Consider the following 16215-nt stretch of genomic DNA (forward strand, 5'->3'; position numbering starts at 1 on the left):
TTTGCTGACAAAATCGACATTTTACTTCAACAGTCGCCATGTGACTTCTCCGAAAAAATGACGATTATACACAACCATCAACAGGTTGAATACGTGACCAGCCATTGAGTTACTGTTAAAAACAGATGCCATGCTCACTATACCATTGCATATCGCTGCTGATTTTGCCCAAAATTATGATTTGAAAATAAGATACTTACCCATTGATATCCAGCCGCAGCAATACTACTTACTGTGGCATGCCAAGTATCATCAAGATCCAGAGCATAAATGGTTCCGAGAAATTTGTTTTCCTTTAATCAAAGCGCATCTTGAAAGGACAATCAGACATGGTATGAAATTAATTCATACCCGTAAGTAGATTTTCCATCTTTTATACATCATTTACTTTCATTAATATAATCAGACCAATTTATCAATAGTAAAATAGCGGTAATTATTATGCCATCTATAGAAACATTAATTACATTTATCAGTATTTCAATTTTTTTATGCTTTTTACCCGGCCCTGATAATCTTTTTATATTGAGTCAATCGGCAATAAATGGACGAAAAGTTGGAATATTAATAACCATTGGTCTATGTATTGGTTTGGCAATACATATTTCTTTAGTATCATTAGGCATTGCAACAATATTACGAGAAAATGCAGTAGCATTTGGAGTTATTCGGATTTTTGGCATAATTTATCTAACTTATCTGGCTTGGGGTGCCTTCAAAGCTAAACCTTTTTCTATTCAAGGAAATACTGATAATTTTCATGATACAAAAAAACTCATCAGCAAAGGGATACTGATGAATTTATCAAATCCCAAGATTATCATTTTCTTTTTGGCTTTTCTGCCTCAGTTTACCAATAAAAGTACAAATATCATCCCAATTTCACTCCAGTCATTATATCTTGGCGTGATATTTTCTATCATTACTTTTATTGTGTTTTCCATTATTTCATATTTATCAGGATATTTAAGTGAAGTAATATCTCATAAACCAGAAATACAAAACATTTTAAATAAAATCACTGCATTAATATTTTTAGCATTGGCAATTAATTTATTATGTTCAGCTTAAAAAAGCAGGCTTTTAATTTACAAATCAAGTACCAATCGTTTTCCTTTCGCTCTGGAACAACAAATCAGCATTGATGTTTGGCTCTCTTTTTCCTCATCAGTAAAATATTGGTCACGGTGGTCTGCTTCGCCTTCTAAGATTATGGTTTCACAAGTACCGCATACTCCTTCGCGACACAAACTTTCAACCGACGCTACGTTATTTCTTTCGATAACTTGTAGTATTGTCGATTCACTATCAACCTCCAACTCAACGCCCGATCTGGCAAGCACAAGGGTAAACTCATCTCCAGTTTTATCTTCAACAGTAAACTGCTCAAAATGTAACTGATGTTCAGGAAACCCGGCTTTTTGTGCAGCTCGCTTTACTCCTTCGTTCAATGAATTTGAACCACATGTATAAACATGGCTTCCTTCTGGTAACTGAGCAATAAAAGTATCGAGTTCAAGACGAGAACCTTCGGATGAAACGTGGCAAATAACTTTATCCTTAAATTCCGAAGCCATTAGTTCTTGCCGAAACACATTTTTATTCATATCTCGGCAGCAATAATGCAGTTCATATTCTGCATTTTGCTGTTCCAGTTCATGTAAATGGGACATAAAAGGCGTGATCCCAATTCCACCCGCTATTAATATATGTTTTTTAGCTTCGGATACTAATGGGAATAAATTATTTGGTTCAGAAACAACAAGTTTATCGCCAATAACCACTTTTTCGTGCATAAATGCCGATCCACCACGAGAATGTTCTTCTCGCTTAATGGCAATTTGATTAAATCTTTTTGCTCTTGAGTGAGGTCTTCATTAGTAAAGTAAATATCGTAATGTTGCAGCGTTGTTTCTGCATCGACCGGGAATTCATAGATAACCGTCATCATGCCTCTGATGGGCGTAACGTTATACATCGTACAAGGCCATAGCCAAAAACCGTGGAATGAAGCAACACCGGGGGTATATGAGATCCACCATAACCAATAAAAGACCGTCCAACTACGGGTAAATTGCCCATCTCCCATAGGGTCGGTAAATAAGCTCATCTGCAAGAAATTTTGCGTCGTCAAACCAACCGCATGAATAATATTATTAATGGTAAATTCTGTAGGCCCTGCAATTAAAACAAGAAAAGCAAAACCCAATGCTCCCCAACCTACCATCTGGCTTAAACGCCGCATACCATTATCAATGCCAATATAAGAACTTAAGCTAAAAATTAGTGCTGCTAATAATGTTATTCCAGCCTGAACCATAAAATTATTCGGTATGCCGATTAATACAGAAATTCCGCCACTTAATGTGGATGCAGTTACCACCAGAGAAATAGTTAATGCTCCCACAGTTGCAATTAAAAATGTCATATCAATAAGACGCCCCAAAACCCCCTGGATCACTATTTCATGTTCTGTACCTTCATAAAGACGACCGCCGATAGTGGAATATTCCCCTTCGGTATTTTCCCTGACGACATAAAAATCGATATCTTCCGGTTTCTTGTTCGCTAACGGGCAAGGCACTCCCAGTAAGAGACGTACAGGCCGCAAATTGACATATTGCTGAAAATCACGACGAAATTTAAGTAATGATCCCCAAAGAGAAATATGATCAGGCACCGTTTCAGGCCAGCCAACAGCGCCAAAATAAATGGCATCAAATTGTATTAATTGATTAAACCAATCATCGGGCATCATTTTGCCGTGTTTAAGATAATAATCGCAACTGGCCCATTCAAAATGTTCAAACGATAAACGGAGATCCCATTTTTCAGCTACAGCCTGCAATACCCGAATTCCTTCAGGAAGCACTTCATGACCAATTCCATCTCCCGGAATCGCAGCAATTTTAAACGTTTTTTTCATCGAACATCTCTCATTTATCAGGATACAGAATTGACTTCTTAAATATCTTATAATTGATTGATTTGTATTCAATATAAAAAATGTAGAAACATAATTTACAATTTATGAATAATCTCCCTTTTTTACAGGATCTGCGCGTCTTTCTTTTAGTGGCTAAGAGAGCAAGTTTTGTCGCCGTTGCTCAAGAAATCGGAGCCTCTCCTGCTTTTATCAGCAAACGTATCGCCATATTAGAGAATGTATTGAATGTTAGCCTGTTACACAGAACAACACGCCGGGTATCAATTACAGAAGATGGTGAGCGGATATATGAATGGGCACAACATATCCTGAATGATGTTAATCAGATGCTTGATGAACTTTCTGAACTTCGACAAGAACCTCAAGGAAAAATCAGAATTACCAGTAGCTTCGGTTTTGGCAGAAAATTTGTGCCCCGGCTTTATCAGCATTGATCCAGACTTATCCACAGCTAGATCTTCGCTTTGATGTGGAAGATCGTCTTGTCGATCTGGCTACTGAGGGGATTGATCTGGATATTCGTATTGGCGACGATATTGACGATAATCTTATTGCCCGCAAACTGGCTTCTAATCGTCGGATCCTGTGTGCATCCCCGGCCTACCTCGACCGCAACCCGATGCCAAAATCAATTAATGAACTCCCTTCTCACGCTTGTCTGGTGATCAAAGAACGAGATCACCCTTTCGGGATCTGGAAATTGCAAAACAGTACCAGTACTCAATCGGTGAAAGTCACCGGGCCAATGTCATCCAATCATGGTGAAATTATCCACCAATGGTGTCTGGAGGGTCATGGTATTACTTTACGCTCGTATTGGGATGTCAGAGAAAATATTAAATCAGGCGCCTTAGTTCATATTCTGCCTGAATATTACCAGCCAGCGAATATATGGGCAGTTTATGTTACACGTCTTGCTATGTCTGCCCGTATCAGAGTAACGGTTGAATTTTTAGAATACTATTTTAAGGTGCATTATTTGGAGCAGAAAGACGATTTCCAAACCAGAAGCTCATAGATAAGTGATCTGACTGATCTTTCTATTTTTCTTTCTATCTTTGTCTGCTTACCTTCATTCGATTGCTCATTTTTGACAAATATCATAGGCCAACTCTGATACCTCCTCTATTTTAGCCCTTCAAATGAAAATAATAATCATTAACTTTATCAAGGTTAAGGAAAATGCGTAATCTGACAAAACAATGCCAACTTACACACTGTTTCACATTGGCAATCGGGATAACTCCCTTTGCCACAGCGGCCTCTCAATCGCCTGCCACACCCCGCGATACCATAGTTGTGACTGCCACACAAAAAAGCCAATTCTCCCCGAATTATCAGCGGGAAAAAGAAAAATTGAAAACGGTTGCCGGAGGAACGAATCTGACGGTTATTGAAAAAGATACCCGCCTCACGACACTGCATGACGCACTGGATTATCAACCAGGGATTTTGGTACAGAATTTCTTCGGAGGCATCGATCAGCCGCGTCTGAATATCCGTGGTTCAGGAGTCCAGAGCGCCCCGCTTGCCCGTGGGGTTTTGCTGATGCAAGATGGTTTACCAATGACGGATGCTGACGGTAGTTTCCATATCAGTATGCTGGAAATGCGTGATGCAATGATGGTAAGCGTACGCCGCGGGGCAAATAGCCTGAACCCGCAAAGTAACAGCCTGGGTGGGGAACTGGATGTTATTTCCTATACCGGACGAAACGAACAGGGACGCCTGCGCTATGAGTATGGCTCTCACGGTCGTGAAGGACTTCAGGCCGCCTTTGGCGGCGTAAGTGATGATAATCATTTTGATGGGCGTATTAATTTTACCTATGATCATTTTGACGGTTATCGCAAGCATTCAAGTTCACAACGGAAAACTGTGCGCAGTAATTTCGGTTATGTGACAGATAACTTTGAAAACCGAACTTGGCTGAACTGGACAGATCTCCGTTTTGATGTGGCTGGCCCAGTTTCTGAGGCAGTTCTAAATGACAACCCTACCGATGTCTATCCCATGGTATGGCTACGGGATCCTCACCGTAATGTTGAACAATTCCGTGTGGCAAACCGCTCTGACTGGCAGCTCGGTGATCAACTGTTAAGTGCGGGTCTCTGGCATACCCGCACCCACGACAGTTTCACCACACCAGCCTATTACCGCTTCAGCCAGAGCCACAGTGAAGGCATACAATTGACCTATAACATTGAAACAGACTCTGTGACTTACCGGACAGCATTCGCATGGGATCATATGGGGCTGAAAACCAATCTGATGCAGAACCGTAAAGGAACCCCTGCCGATAAGACCCTGATTGGCCGCTATGACGGGCGGGCGGAGAATCTCTATGGCTCCGTTGGCGTTGGACTGCATCTGATGCCGGACCTTACCCTGAATCTCGATCTGAAAGGAACACACGCTAAACGTGACGTGGATAAACGTGACAAAGATGTTTCCCTGAATCAGCACTGGACGTTCTGGACACCAAAAGCCGGTATTATTTGGCATCCCACAGATAATCAGCGTTATTTCGCCAATATCAGTACCAGTCAGGAACCGACAACATTCTGGGAAATCATTAATTCAAGCAACGGAAAACTGACAAAACTAGCACCTCAGAAAGGTGTTACTTTTGAAATCGGCGGCGAAGGTCAATTATCAGAAAGCCTGAAATGGGATTTGGCACTTTATCGTAGCCTTATTAAAGATGAATATATCACTACCTATGATTCGGAAGGGAATGCGGTGGGAGTCTTTAATTATGCCGCCAAAACCCGCCATCAAGGTTTTGAGGCGGGCTTAAAAGGCCGGATCCCTGTCGGTTCCGGTGATGTGGAATATCGGATCTCCTGGACATATAACGATTTTCGCTTTGTGGGTGGTGAGTATAACGGCAATTATATTGCCGGTATTCCGCGCAATATTATCGCTACGGAAGTCCTTTATAACATCGGTAACTGGCGCTTTGGCCCTAACCTCCACTGGATGCCAACGGATACGGCAGTAGATCACGAAAATCACTTTGACATCCAAAAGCATAACCATTATGCCGTCTTAGGATTTAAAGGCAATTATCAGCCCGCTGATAACTGGTCACTCTATTTATCTTTCGATAATCTGACCCGCGAGCGCTATGCTACAACTTCAGTGGCTAACCGCACCGTGACCAAAAAAGACAGTACCCTGTTCCCTGGTATGGGCTTTAGTGTTAATGGCGGGATCACCTATAATTTCTGAGATCTCAAATAACCATCCCTGCTAAATTATTGCCGGGATGGTTTTCAGCTCAGGATTATTCAGACTTAAAAAGGGCGTTGAGCTGAAATCGCCAGTTGAGCAAGATAATCCCCGTTTTTTATCTGAATCCTGCCTTTTTTAATATTGATACCCTCTTTCTGTCGCCAGCTGGAAAGAATCCGGCTCAGAGTTTCATAACGGATCCCCAGTTTGGCGGCCAGTTGCCCACGGGATAATGGCAAAAGCACATTTTCAGTCTGCTGTTGTTTTGTTAGCTCCAACAGATACGCCGCCAGACGCTGCTCAGCAGAACTGGATGTCAGCCAGTCGATATGATTGATGTTCTCATAAAGCTTCAAACTAAAGCGTACGAGCAGTTTTTCCATGATCACTGGATAACGCTGACATAACAATAAAATGTCTTTTTTCTCCAGCAGCAACGCTTCACCTTTTTCCCTTGCCCTTAATGTCATGGGGTAACGGTTATGAGGCATAAAGGCAGCAGCAATCGCCACAATTTCACCGGCCTGAAAAATACCGAAAACCTTCTCATTGCCCAGATATGAGTTACGGAAAACTTCAATTTGTCCACCAATAACCAGCGGACAATATTTAAAAAGCTCGCCTTCATGATGGAGGATCCTTCCCGTTTCAAACTGAATATAACCACAATTTTCCAGTAACAACACCAGCCCCTCGTTCGGAATGACACGAAATAGCGGACACGATTTCAGGATAGTTATCAATTTATCCTGGGGAAATGTGTTTTTGACAAATGTCATAGGTCATCCTCATTCGTGCACCATAAAATACGTTTAAATATAAATCATAATAAGACTCATTATTAATTATGTTATTATTTAGAGAATAAAATAACCATATGATAAATAATACTTTTAAGGTCATTGCCACATTCTATATCACCAGTATGGCTGCTGGTGTGGCAACGGCTGGTATAACAACGGATAGCGCTATTGAATTCCGTGATATGTCCCAACAAGTTATTCACCTGTCTATACCTGCTGAACGTATCGTTGTGATCCCCATTCCTGCGGCATCCATGCTGGCAGGGCTTGATGAAAGCAGTGACAAACTGGTGGGAATGCATCCCTTTGCTGGTGTTGCCGCCCGGGATGGGATGCTGAGTAAAATCTTTCCTGATGTGCTCAATATCCGTACGGATATGGTGGGTAATAATTTTACCCCCAATATTGAAGCATTGCTAAATGTACAGCCGGATCTTGTCTGGCAATGGGGGCATCGAGGAGATGACATTATTTCACCGATGCGTAATGCCGGCCTGACAGTTGCTACGCTCAATTATGGTGGAGAATCCTGTACACAGGAGTGGATCCGCCTGATGGGACTCACTCTCGGCCATGACAAAAAAGCTGAGGAGATGATCTCCTGGCGGCAGGAGGTTATTAGCCAGTTAAGCATAATCACCGATAAGATCCCTGAGGCAAAGCGCCCCCGTGTTCTGTACCTTTCCCACTTCCATCAACGCATTCAGACCTTCGGGTCAGCCTCACACAATAATGCGGACTTTGCCCTTGCCGGTGGTGTTAGCCTGAACCGTGATTTAATCGGCCCGCGAACCCTGAATATCGAACAAATTCTGCTATGGGATCCGGATATTATTCTGCTCGGTAATTTTGAAGCTGGTCTCTCTCCCGCTGATATCTACCACAACCCGATACTCAGTGATGTGACTGCTGTGAAAAATAAACGGGTTTATAAACTTCCTATCGGCGGTTTCATCTGGGATGCGCCTAATCAGGAAACCCCGCTGTACTGGCAATGGCTCTCCATGATTTTCCACCCTGATACTATCCATTGGCCGTTACGTGATGAAATCCATAAACGTTACCAACAGCTTTATGGTTACAGGCTCACAGAATCACAAATCGACGACATTCTGCAACTCAAACTGAACCAGCAAGGAAGAGATTACCTGAAACTCATGGAGCAACCTCATGAATAACCGTGGATTACTATGGTGTGTATTATTCACGCTGCTTCTGCTGACCCTGTTAGCGGCACTCAGTTTAGGCCGCTACTCCGTGCCTTTTCCGACAGTGATCCAAATCCTTACAGATAGCTTGTCAGGTATTCAGGGCCGCGGGGATTACTCCCGTACAGCGGAAAATGTTGTGTTATATGTGCGTCTGCCACGCGTGCTGATAGCCGCATTAGCCGGAGCCGGACTGGCAGTTTCCGGTGCCGCTCTACAGGGCATTTTCCGTAACCCTCTTGTCGGCCCCCAGATCATCGGTGTTTCTTCCGGTGCTGCACTGGGAGGTGCACTGGCGATTCTGCTCTTTTCCTCCATGCTGATAACCATCAGCTTCGCTTTTATCGGCGGATTTATCGCCATTATGCTGGTATTTATGTTGGGATCGAACCGCTATGGCAGCCGGTTACTGATGCTGATTCTTGCCGGAGTGATCATTAATGCTTTCTTTAGCGCACTGATCTCGCTGATTACCTGTTTCGCAGATCCGAACAACACCCTTCAGTCGATTATTTTCTGGCTTATGGGCAGTTTTGCCAGTGCAACCTATTTCAAACTGTGGATATTACTGCCGGTTATATTGATTGCTGTCAGTCTGATTTTTGCACTACGCTTTCGTATCAATGTGTTATCACTGGGAGAAGAAAATGCTCAGGCTCTCGGAATGTCTGTCACTCCTACACGCTGGCTCATACTCTTGTGTGTCACCCTGATCACCAGTGCAACTGTTGCAATCTCCGGTACAATCGGATGGGTCGGTTTAATTATTCCTCATATGGCACGGATCCTGGTTGGTCACGATCACCGAATCCTCCTGCCCACTTCCGCCATTATCGGTGGGATCTACATGATCGGTGTCGATACCCTCGCCCGCTGTATAACCCATGCTGAAATCCCGCTCAGTGTTATTACTGCCCTTATCGGTGCACCCGCTTTTGCCCTGTTGATCCACTCCATGAATAAAAAGGTTACAGCGCTATGATCCATGTTAATAACCTCAATTACACTATCGGAAAAAGGCAATTTTTTACCTCGCTAAATTTCCATCTGCTCAGGGGAAGTATCGGTGCCGTTCTGGGACCCAACGGACGAGGTAAAACAACATTGTTACGGATTTTACTTGGCTTGCAGAAAGGCGCAACAGGCCATATAGCACTCAATGCACCTGTCGCGTATGTACCCCAACTGAATGCATCTCCATTTACTTACTCGGTTAAGACCATGATTAGTCTCGGACGGATCCGCCATCTGCCCTGGTATGCTTCTCCATCAGCAGATGACTACCGGATCATTGATCAATGCATTGATTATCTCGGATTAATCAAACTGGCAGATCATCCTTTCGATCAACTCAGCGGTGGGGAAAAGCAGATGGTGATGATCGCCCGTGCACTCGCTGGCGAACCAGAAATTCTGATACTGGATGAACCAACTTCCGCCCTCGATCTTGCCAATCAGGACAATGTGCTAACGGTTCTACGGGAATTAGCCGCTAACCGCTCAATGACTATTCTTTTTACCAGCCATTGTCCCCAGCATGCGCTGCATATTGCGGACCACGCGCTATTGCTATTTACCGATGGCAGTTACCAGTTCGGACAAACTGAAACCGTTCTGACAGAGCCTCATTTGCAGATGCTTTATCAGATCCCAATCGCAGTCACGCCCATCAACCATCAAAACCGACAGACACAGGGCGTGATCCCACTGTTTCGATAACCACTGTTTCTATAACAAAGACATCTTTGTTAATAAGGAATTATTACCATGAAAGACAACACAATCATTTCATCTGAAGCCCTGACCATCAGTGCCCTGATTAATTACTCTGAACAGAGGATCTCCAGACGGGTACTGGCCAAAAATGGTGCTGGCAATATCACCCTCTTTGCCTTTGATGAAGGGCTGTCACTCTCTGAACATAGCGCCCCCTTTGACGCCATCGTTATAGTGATCGAAGGATGCCTTATTCTAACCATCAACGGTAAACCCGTTACCGCAACACAGGGAGAGATTGTCCGCATGCCCGCCAATATCCCACATGCTGTGGATGCACCTGAACCAGCCAAAATGCTGTTGGTGATATTAAAGGAACCCGCGGGTAAACCATCGGCAAAATAAGGGGCAGTATGGAAGAACAAATCACAACTCATGAAGCTGGACATAAGTTTCTGGCTCGTTTGGGGAAAAAACGCCTGCGTCCCGGCGGAAAAAAAGCTACCGAATGGCTGTTGACCCATTCCACACTCGTAGAAGACTCTGCTGTGTTGGAGATCGCCTGCAATATGGGAACAACAGCCATTGATATCGCTGAACGTTTCCATTGCCATATTGTGGGAATCGATATGGATAAAGATGCACTGGCAAAGGCGGGCAAACACATTGCCGAGAAAGGATTATCACATCTGATCACTATCCGCCTTGCAGATGCTTCCAGGCTTCCCTTTGATGACAACAGTTTCGATGTGGTGATCAATGAGGCCATGTTGACAATGTATAGTAATAAAGCCAAAGCCTGTTTGCTACAGGAGTATCTACGGGTACTGAAACCCGGAGGACGTTTGCTGACTCACGATATCGCATTACGGAATCAACAGGATAAAACAGTCACCCTCACACAGATGCATCAGGCTATTCACGTGAAAGCCCAGCCCATGCTCAAAGAAGAGTGGATAAATCTGTTCAAAAATGCCGGGTTCAGTAAGGTCTCTGTCAATTGCGGGCCAATGACACTACTGTCACCGCAAGGACTTATCTATGATGAAGGTTTTATCGGCGCGCTTACCATTGTGAAAAACGCCCTGAAAAAAGAGAACTGGCCACAATTTCTGTGTATGTTCCGTTACTTCTGGCGAAATCGTAAAAAACTTAATTATATTGCCACGGTGAGTATTAAGTAGATCTGTCATATAACGCTATGACCACCCCCATTTTTGTAACATTGCCTCTTGATTAATGGCTCAGTATTTTGACGTGGGGTTCTATTATGCAGATTGGGGGCAGGTTATTTGCTACCTGAAAGTGCCACCAGATATGATCCCTTCGGTATTTATGCGCATTGATGATGGGCATTCCGTGATCTGCGAGAAAGGGGAAAACTATCTGTTATTCACTTTTTCCGTAGACGAAAATGATTACTATATGGACGATGACGATACAAAAGATTATTTAGATCATTTGGTTGAGTTACGTTCTGAATTGATGGCAGGGGATTATCGCCTGTTATATCTGCCTTTGCAGAATTACTCGGTATCCCACCAGAAGCGTATCAGGAAATAGATAAATATAAAGGTAGTATTTGATTTTATTGGTAAAGTTACGGTACGTACCCTGCCCGACACATTAAGGCAGAGCGCCGGATAAAAACCAGTGCTTTGCCTGTAACCTGAAGGCACTATGCGCTAATGCCTTGATGCTATTAAGATCCAAAATGAGCACTGAACGTATCAAAGTTATCGGCTTTAACAAACTTGGCAGCGTTGGGCACCTCTTTGCCATTTTTGTCTTTACTTAATGCATTGAAATGCTCAACACCACACTTGATCTTAGCGTTTTCTGCTTCACGCAGGTCATCTGAGAATATGCTTGATTTCGTTTCAACCACAAAGTAAAGCTTCTCCCCGGCTCCATCACCTTTATCAATGATTACTGCCCAATCAGGATTGTAACTGCCTAGCGGAGTATCAATCTTGAACCAAGATGGCAGCTTGGAATAAATCTTCACCTCTTCAGCATTTTCCAGCTTTTCAACGAAGTTAAGCTCAGTATCTGAATCACAAATGATGTAGTCATATACCGATTTTTCAGCTTTCACCATATCTTTGAAGTAACCAGTCAGCTCTTCTTCTTGGAAAAGCTCTTGGGCATAGTATGCCTCGTCACCAATACGGTGGTACTTAATTCCATCCACAATGGCAATACGCATCTGTTTACGGATAACTTTACCCGCTAACTCGATAAAGCGCTGAGGATTATTTTTGAAGGCTTCCAGCTTATCGCCTAAACCTAGCAGAATATCGATAATTGTCTGGCGGGTCAGATTGGTCTGATCGGTCAGATAAGTCACGACATCTGGCAACTGGAAGTTGCGACTGCAATAATACTGCATCTTGGTTTTCTCATCGTAGGTTTTCAGTTCAGCTTCAGTAACAGCAATCTTAACTTTGGTGTACTGAAACCAGGCTCTGGCTACAACCACATTCGCTCTAATTTCCTTGATACAGTTATCAACCAGCTCGTTGATATTAAAGTTAACACGATAAGTTGTTTTGTATTTAATACGTCCCCAAAGGGCTTTGAAGTCTTCACCAAGTACAACCTGCTTACCATTTGTATCTTCACACAAGGCTACAGAGCGCTTCTCTGCATGTTTTTTCACGTTCAAGCCTTTTGCCAACTTCTTCAACATGGCAACGATGGCCTCAGTATACTCAGCAACACGGGAAGGCAGACTCACCTCATTATTATTGATGGCAATTTTCAGCACATCCTGAATCTTACCTTTACCATCAATATAACCTTGAGACAGAAGATGCTGGAAGATCTTTTCTGACCCCTTCGCTCCCAAGAAGGCTTTCTGCTCCAACTCACCAGAAACAACGATGTTGGCAAATTGGTGAGACTCAACCACACCAAATTTAATGCCTTCTTCTGCTTCAATCTCTTTTTGCAATTCAGAAACAAAGCTTTCATAAGATTCGTTTGCCATAACGGTCAGGGTATTTACCTCAAAACCGTAAGGCACGCGTTCACCAGACTGATCAACGGCTAAACGTAGGCCACGACCGATTTCCTGTCGTTTTTTAGTGACTGAACGGGTTTCATTCAACGTACAAATCTGGAAAATATTCGGGTTGTCCCAGCCTTCTTTCAATGCTGAGTGTGAAAAAATAAAACGCAACTTCTCATCCATAGATAGAAGCTTTTCTTTATCTTTCATAATCAGATTATAGGCCGACTCATCTGCCGTGGTTTTACCCCCTTCGCCTTTAGCTGAAAGCTTCGAGTCAGTGAACTGAGGGTTGCCAGAAGTGTCTTTTTTCTTGTCCTGTGCAAAGTAACCATCGTGCACTGTTTGGGTGAGCTCTTGCAGTGCTATTTCGTTAATAGTGTATTTATCGCCATCATTATCCCAGATTATCGGGTACAACACGCGATATTTGGGCTTACTAACCTGCCTGGCAAATTCTTCTTCAAACCACCTGGCAAACTTACCCTGAACAGGCACGCCATCTTTAGAGTAGCCGCGGTAGTTGGCAACCTTATCGATAAAAAACAGACTCAGCACCTTAATACCTTTCTGGCTCAGGATTTTCGAATGGTTGAGCTTGTCATAACCCGTTGTTACCTTGTGGTAGAATTTCAACTCTTTTTCCAGGTGCTCTTCGATAGTTTTGGCTATTTGAATGCGCTTGAAAGCGTCCGAATCTACTTCGCCAATGGCTTGCCCAAGGCGCACAATTTCATCGCGACTGGTAAAATCAATATATTCATTACCTTCTTCGCAATAAATATCGTTAACGATATAGCCTTCATAAACACTGCGCCCACCAGAAAGTTCAAATAAATCATTAATCTGACCATCTTTGATAGTGATTACCTTACGTGGTTGCAGCTTGCCTGTGCGCGTTTGAGCATCAATTTCAATCTTGGCAGAAATGGGGGATTTCTTATTATCAACACTCACTAGCTTGATGTAAGCATGGTTATGCCCGTCTTTAACTTCCAGCGAAGCAACTTCAATTTGCTTAACCAGTTTGCCCTCATAGGCATCAATAGCATCGAGCTTATACAGCAGGTGTGGTGCTTCTTCCAACGTGGCCGAATAACGGAATGTACACAATGGCGCTAAGCTGCTAATCGCTTCTTTTCGGTTTGCCGTTGATACCACTGACTGCGGTTCATCAATAATAACGACAGGGCGAGTCGCCTGAATAAATTCAATAGGCTTCATCCCGTTCAATCTGTCATCTGTACGGTGGATCAGATTCGCCGTAGTTTCTTTCGTAGGATCGGTGAATGACTTACTGAACGCATCAATATTCATCACCATAATTTGGATGTAATCATTGGTAGCAAAGTTACGCACCTGTTCGCGCTTTGATGAGTCATAGACAAAATAGTCATACTGAACGTTTTTATACTGTTCGCGGAAGTGTGGCTCTGTGATTTGCAATGATTTATAGACGCCTTCTTTAATCGCAATAGACGGTACTACGATAATAAACTTTGTCAGTCCATAACGCTGATTTAGTTCAAAGATAGAGCGCAGGTACACATAGGTTTTACCTGTACCTGTTTCCATCTCAACACTGAAATCCAGACTTGGCAGTTCTTGCTTTGTGTTTTCAACCTGTGGCAAACCATTTTTTAACTGAACATTACGTGTGTTGGTATAAATCTCATCAGGCAATAAAGTAAGAGCATTTCCGACACCGAGGTCGTTGTTTTTAGCAAAGATATCCAGTTGTTGATTCGCCCACATCTTATCTGTGACAGTGAAATTAGATTGAAATGTTTCCTGCCCTGCAAACACACCTAAAACAGCATCAACTGCATTGGTTTGGTGTAATAAGTCCGATCTAAATTGAATCTTCATCATCATTACCTTAAATGCTCTTTACGTCGTTGATACCATACTGCTTTAGGATCTGAATCGCGTTGGTTTTGATAACACTGTCTGCAAAGCCTTGGTCTTTAAAAACGATTTGAGTGCTTTCTGGATTGAGCTTTTCTTTCAGTTTGGCGATACTTTCAACCACCTGTTCGGTGATGTCATCATCCAGGCAAATCATTAAGGCACCTGAGCCAACAATAAAGACTCTTTTACCCTCTACAGTGACCTCTTCAACACGGATGGTTAATTCAACACCGTATTTAAGTAGGATTTCATAGAGAATATCTTCTACCGAGCGATCATCTTTAATTGATTTTAATGCGAGTTTAAGTGCTGGTTCCAAATTATCGAAGTTAACATCCCAAGAACGGATATTAGTTTTATCTAGCTTAAATACTTTAAATCCATCTATTTGAGATTCAGTTTTGTATTTTTCAATACTCATTCTAATTCTTTGTTTTCCCAGTTCTGTTAAGAGAAGAGGCTTACCCAGTTCATTTAAGTAATCCATAGACTCTTTTATTTGCTTTTTGATATCAGTACTGGCTAATTTGTAAGTGTCCTCTAAATTTTCAGGTAATTGAACTAATATATAATGTAATTTAATATTTTTATTTTTACTTACTATCATTGTCGCTTCACCAGTCGTTGCTGAACCAGCGAAGAAGTCCAAAACGATATCTCCATCATTAAGACATTTTAAAGAGCTAATCAGTTCAGTCACTAACTTTAATGGTTTTTTACCATTTTTGTAAGGGACTCCACCTTCATTATCAAGCCCTGTAGTTTTAATATGAGCCCAAAAATCACCAGGATGAACAAATAGGTTATCAGAGGCAAATATTAATTGTAGCCTAGGGTCTCGACTAGTTTCTGGATATGTTCCTCGTACAAGATATACTAATCCCTGAGCTGACTTAACAGAAAAAACATCACTTATTTTTTTGTTTTTCTTCTTTTCTTCGCTTAGTTTGTAAACACTACTAGATTTGACGCACTGACATATTCTCCAGCTATTATTGAAAAGCCATTCATTCTTTTTGGAAACGGGTCCTTTATATACTTCGGACAAAGACTTTAAAGTTATTCCTGATAAAATTTCATCTAGTTTTTTTAACTGATCATCACTAAGATATTCCGAATTTTTTATAGAATCATAAAAGTCTCTATTCTCCCTACTAAAATTATCCAAGTATATATTATACTCCGAGTCCCACATAGGTTTCTTTATTAGTGTAAATTCAATATTATTGATACCACTCGGTTTTATAGCAATAATATATTCTTTTAATTTTGGAATAGTGCCTAAATGCCTTTTCAAAATGGTAGGAGTATCAAAGAAACTCAGTCCAATTTTTGCGAATTTTGATTTTCCACAAACAAAAAAGCAAAAAGAAGGACTGA

At 42.2% G+C, this 16215-nt stretch carries 11 protein-coding genes and 4 pseudogenes; 9 read left to right on the top strand and 6 right to left on the bottom strand.

Features of this window, described 5'->3' with window-relative positions; all coding sequences use genetic code 11:
- Positions 1-441: 441 nt before the first annotated feature.
- On the top strand, positions 442-1071 hold the full coding sequence (locus tag Xind_RS10595; RefSeq protein WP_047679012.1) for a LysE family translocator: 630 nt from the start codon (positions 442-444) through the stop codon (positions 1069-1071).
- 17 nt (positions 1072-1088) lie between these two features.
- Here the strand turns inward: Xind_RS10595 and Xind_RS10600 are convergent.
- The 3 pseudogenes from Xind_RS10600 to Xind_RS22250 form a co-directional block, all read right to left on the bottom strand.
- Positions 1089-1844 (bottom strand): annotated as a pseudogene (locus Xind_RS10600) (PDR/VanB family oxidoreductase); the annotation flags it as partial.
- Positions 1845-2005: 161 nt separating this feature from the next.
- A pseudogene (locus tag Xind_RS22245) lies at positions 2006-2455 on the bottom strand (BCCT family transporter); the annotation flags it as partial.
- A pseudogene (locus tag Xind_RS22250) lies at positions 2453-2926 on the bottom strand (isocitrate/isopropylmalate family dehydrogenase); the annotation flags it as partial. The pseudogenes Xind_RS22250 and Xind_RS22245, both read right to left, overlap by 3 nt.
- Before the next feature lie 104 nt (positions 2927-3030).
- Here Xind_RS22250 and Xind_RS10620 point away from each other — a divergent pair.
- Positions 3031-3965 (top strand): annotated as a pseudogene (locus tag Xind_RS10620) (LysR substrate-binding domain-containing protein).
- 164 nt (positions 3966-4129) lie between these two features.
- Positions 4130-6181 (top strand): TonB-dependent receptor family protein, encoded by a 2052-nt coding sequence (locus tag Xind_RS10625; RefSeq protein ID WP_187650041.1) that lies wholly within the window; start codon positions 4130-4132, stop codon positions 6179-6181.
- 65 nt (positions 6182-6246) lie between these two features.
- Here Xind_RS10625 and Xind_RS10630 read toward each other — a convergent pair whose 3' ends face one another.
- A complete protein-coding gene (locus Xind_RS10630) occupies positions 6247-6963 on the bottom strand; it encodes a Crp/Fnr family transcriptional regulator (protein ID WP_047679018.1) in 717 nt (238 codons plus the stop codon).
- 98 nt (positions 6964-7061) lie between these two features.
- Here Xind_RS10630 and Xind_RS10635 point away from each other — a divergent pair, with 98 nt between their 5' ends.
- From Xind_RS10635 to Xind_RS10660, 6 genes are read left to right on the top strand one after another with little or no spacing between them, the layout of a single operon-like run.
- On the top strand, positions 7062-8165 hold the full coding sequence (locus Xind_RS10635; RefSeq protein WP_047679020.1) for an ABC transporter substrate-binding protein: 1104 nt from the start codon (positions 7062-7064) through the stop codon (positions 8163-8165).
- Entirely contained in the window at positions 8158-9177 is a 1020-nt protein-coding gene (locus tag Xind_RS10640; protein ID WP_187650042.1) for a FecCD family ABC transporter permease, read from the top strand. The genes Xind_RS10635 and Xind_RS10640 overlap by 8 nt, the downstream gene beginning before the upstream one ends.
- Positions 9174-9914, top strand: coding sequence for an ABC transporter ATP-binding protein (locus tag Xind_RS10645; RefSeq protein WP_187650043.1), 741 nt, complete (start codon positions 9174-9176; stop codon positions 9912-9914). Before Xind_RS10640 ends, Xind_RS10645 begins: the two co-directional genes overlap by 4 nt.
- A 48-nt stretch (positions 9915-9962) precedes the next feature.
- Complete coding sequence (locus tag Xind_RS10650) at positions 9963-10316, top strand: cupin domain-containing protein (RefSeq protein ID WP_187650044.1); 354 nt, start codon at positions 9963-9965, stop codon at positions 10314-10316.
- 8 nt (positions 10317-10324) lie between these two features.
- Entirely contained in the window at positions 10325-11095 is a 771-nt protein-coding gene (locus Xind_RS10655; protein ID WP_187650045.1) for a class I SAM-dependent methyltransferase, read from the top strand.
- A gap of 55 nt (positions 11096-11150) precedes the next feature.
- Entirely contained in the window at positions 11151-11474 is a 324-nt protein-coding gene (locus tag Xind_RS10660; protein WP_047679030.1) for a hypothetical protein, read from the top strand.
- A gap of 139 nt (positions 11475-11613) precedes the next feature.
- On the opposite strand, the gene Xind_RS10665 is transcribed toward Xind_RS10660, so the two are convergent.
- Together Xind_RS10665 and Xind_RS10670 are read right to left on the bottom strand one after the other, a co-directional pair.
- Positions 11614-14799 carry a type III restriction-modification system endonuclease gene (locus tag Xind_RS10665; RefSeq protein ID WP_187650046.1) on the bottom strand — a complete coding sequence of 1062 codons (3186 nt, stop codon included), beginning with the start codon at positions 14797-14799 and terminating at the stop codon, positions 11614-11616.
- Between the two features lie 4 nt (positions 14800-14803).
- On the bottom strand, positions 14804-16215 hold a 1412-nt coding region (locus Xind_RS10670), incomplete at its 5' end, for a DNA methyltransferase (RefSeq protein ID WP_222941783.1).

The organism is Xenorhabdus indica (assembly GCF_014467235.1).
Lineage (GTDB): Bacteria > Pseudomonadota > Gammaproteobacteria > Enterobacterales > Enterobacteriaceae > Xenorhabdus > Xenorhabdus indica.

Coding starts and splice junctions, on each gene's coding strand:
- Xind_RS10625 (WP_187650041.1), top strand. CDS start 4,130: ATGCGTAATCTGACAAAACAATGCCAACTTACACACTGTTTCACATTG.
- Xind_RS10660 (WP_047679030.1), top strand. CDS start 11,151: ATGGCTCAGTATTTTGACGTGGGGTTCTATTATGCAGATTGGGGGCAG.
- Xind_RS10630 (WP_047679018.1), bottom strand. CDS start 6,963: ATGACATTTGTCAAAAACACATTTCCCCAGGATAAATTGATAACTATC.
- Xind_RS10650 (WP_187650044.1), top strand. CDS start 9,963: ATGAAAGACAACACAATCATTTCATCTGAAGCCCTGACCATCAGTGCC.
- Xind_RS10635 (WP_047679020.1), top strand. CDS start 7,062: ATGATAAATAATACTTTTAAGGTCATTGCCACATTCTATATCACCAGT.
- Xind_RS10665 (WP_187650046.1), bottom strand. CDS start 14,799: ATGATGATGAAGATTCAATTTAGATCGGACTTATTACACCAAACCAAT.
- Xind_RS10640 (WP_187650042.1), top strand. CDS start 8,158: ATGAATAACCGTGGATTACTATGGTGTGTATTATTCACGCTGCTTCTG.
- Xind_RS10655 (WP_187650045.1), top strand. CDS start 10,325: ATGGAAGAACAAATCACAACTCATGAAGCTGGACATAAGTTTCTGGCT.
- Xind_RS10645 (WP_187650043.1), top strand. CDS start 9,174: ATGATCCATGTTAATAACCTCAATTACACTATCGGAAAAAGGCAATTT.
- Xind_RS10595 (WP_047679012.1), top strand. CDS start 442: ATGCCATCTATAGAAACATTAATTACATTTATCAGTATTTCAATTTTT.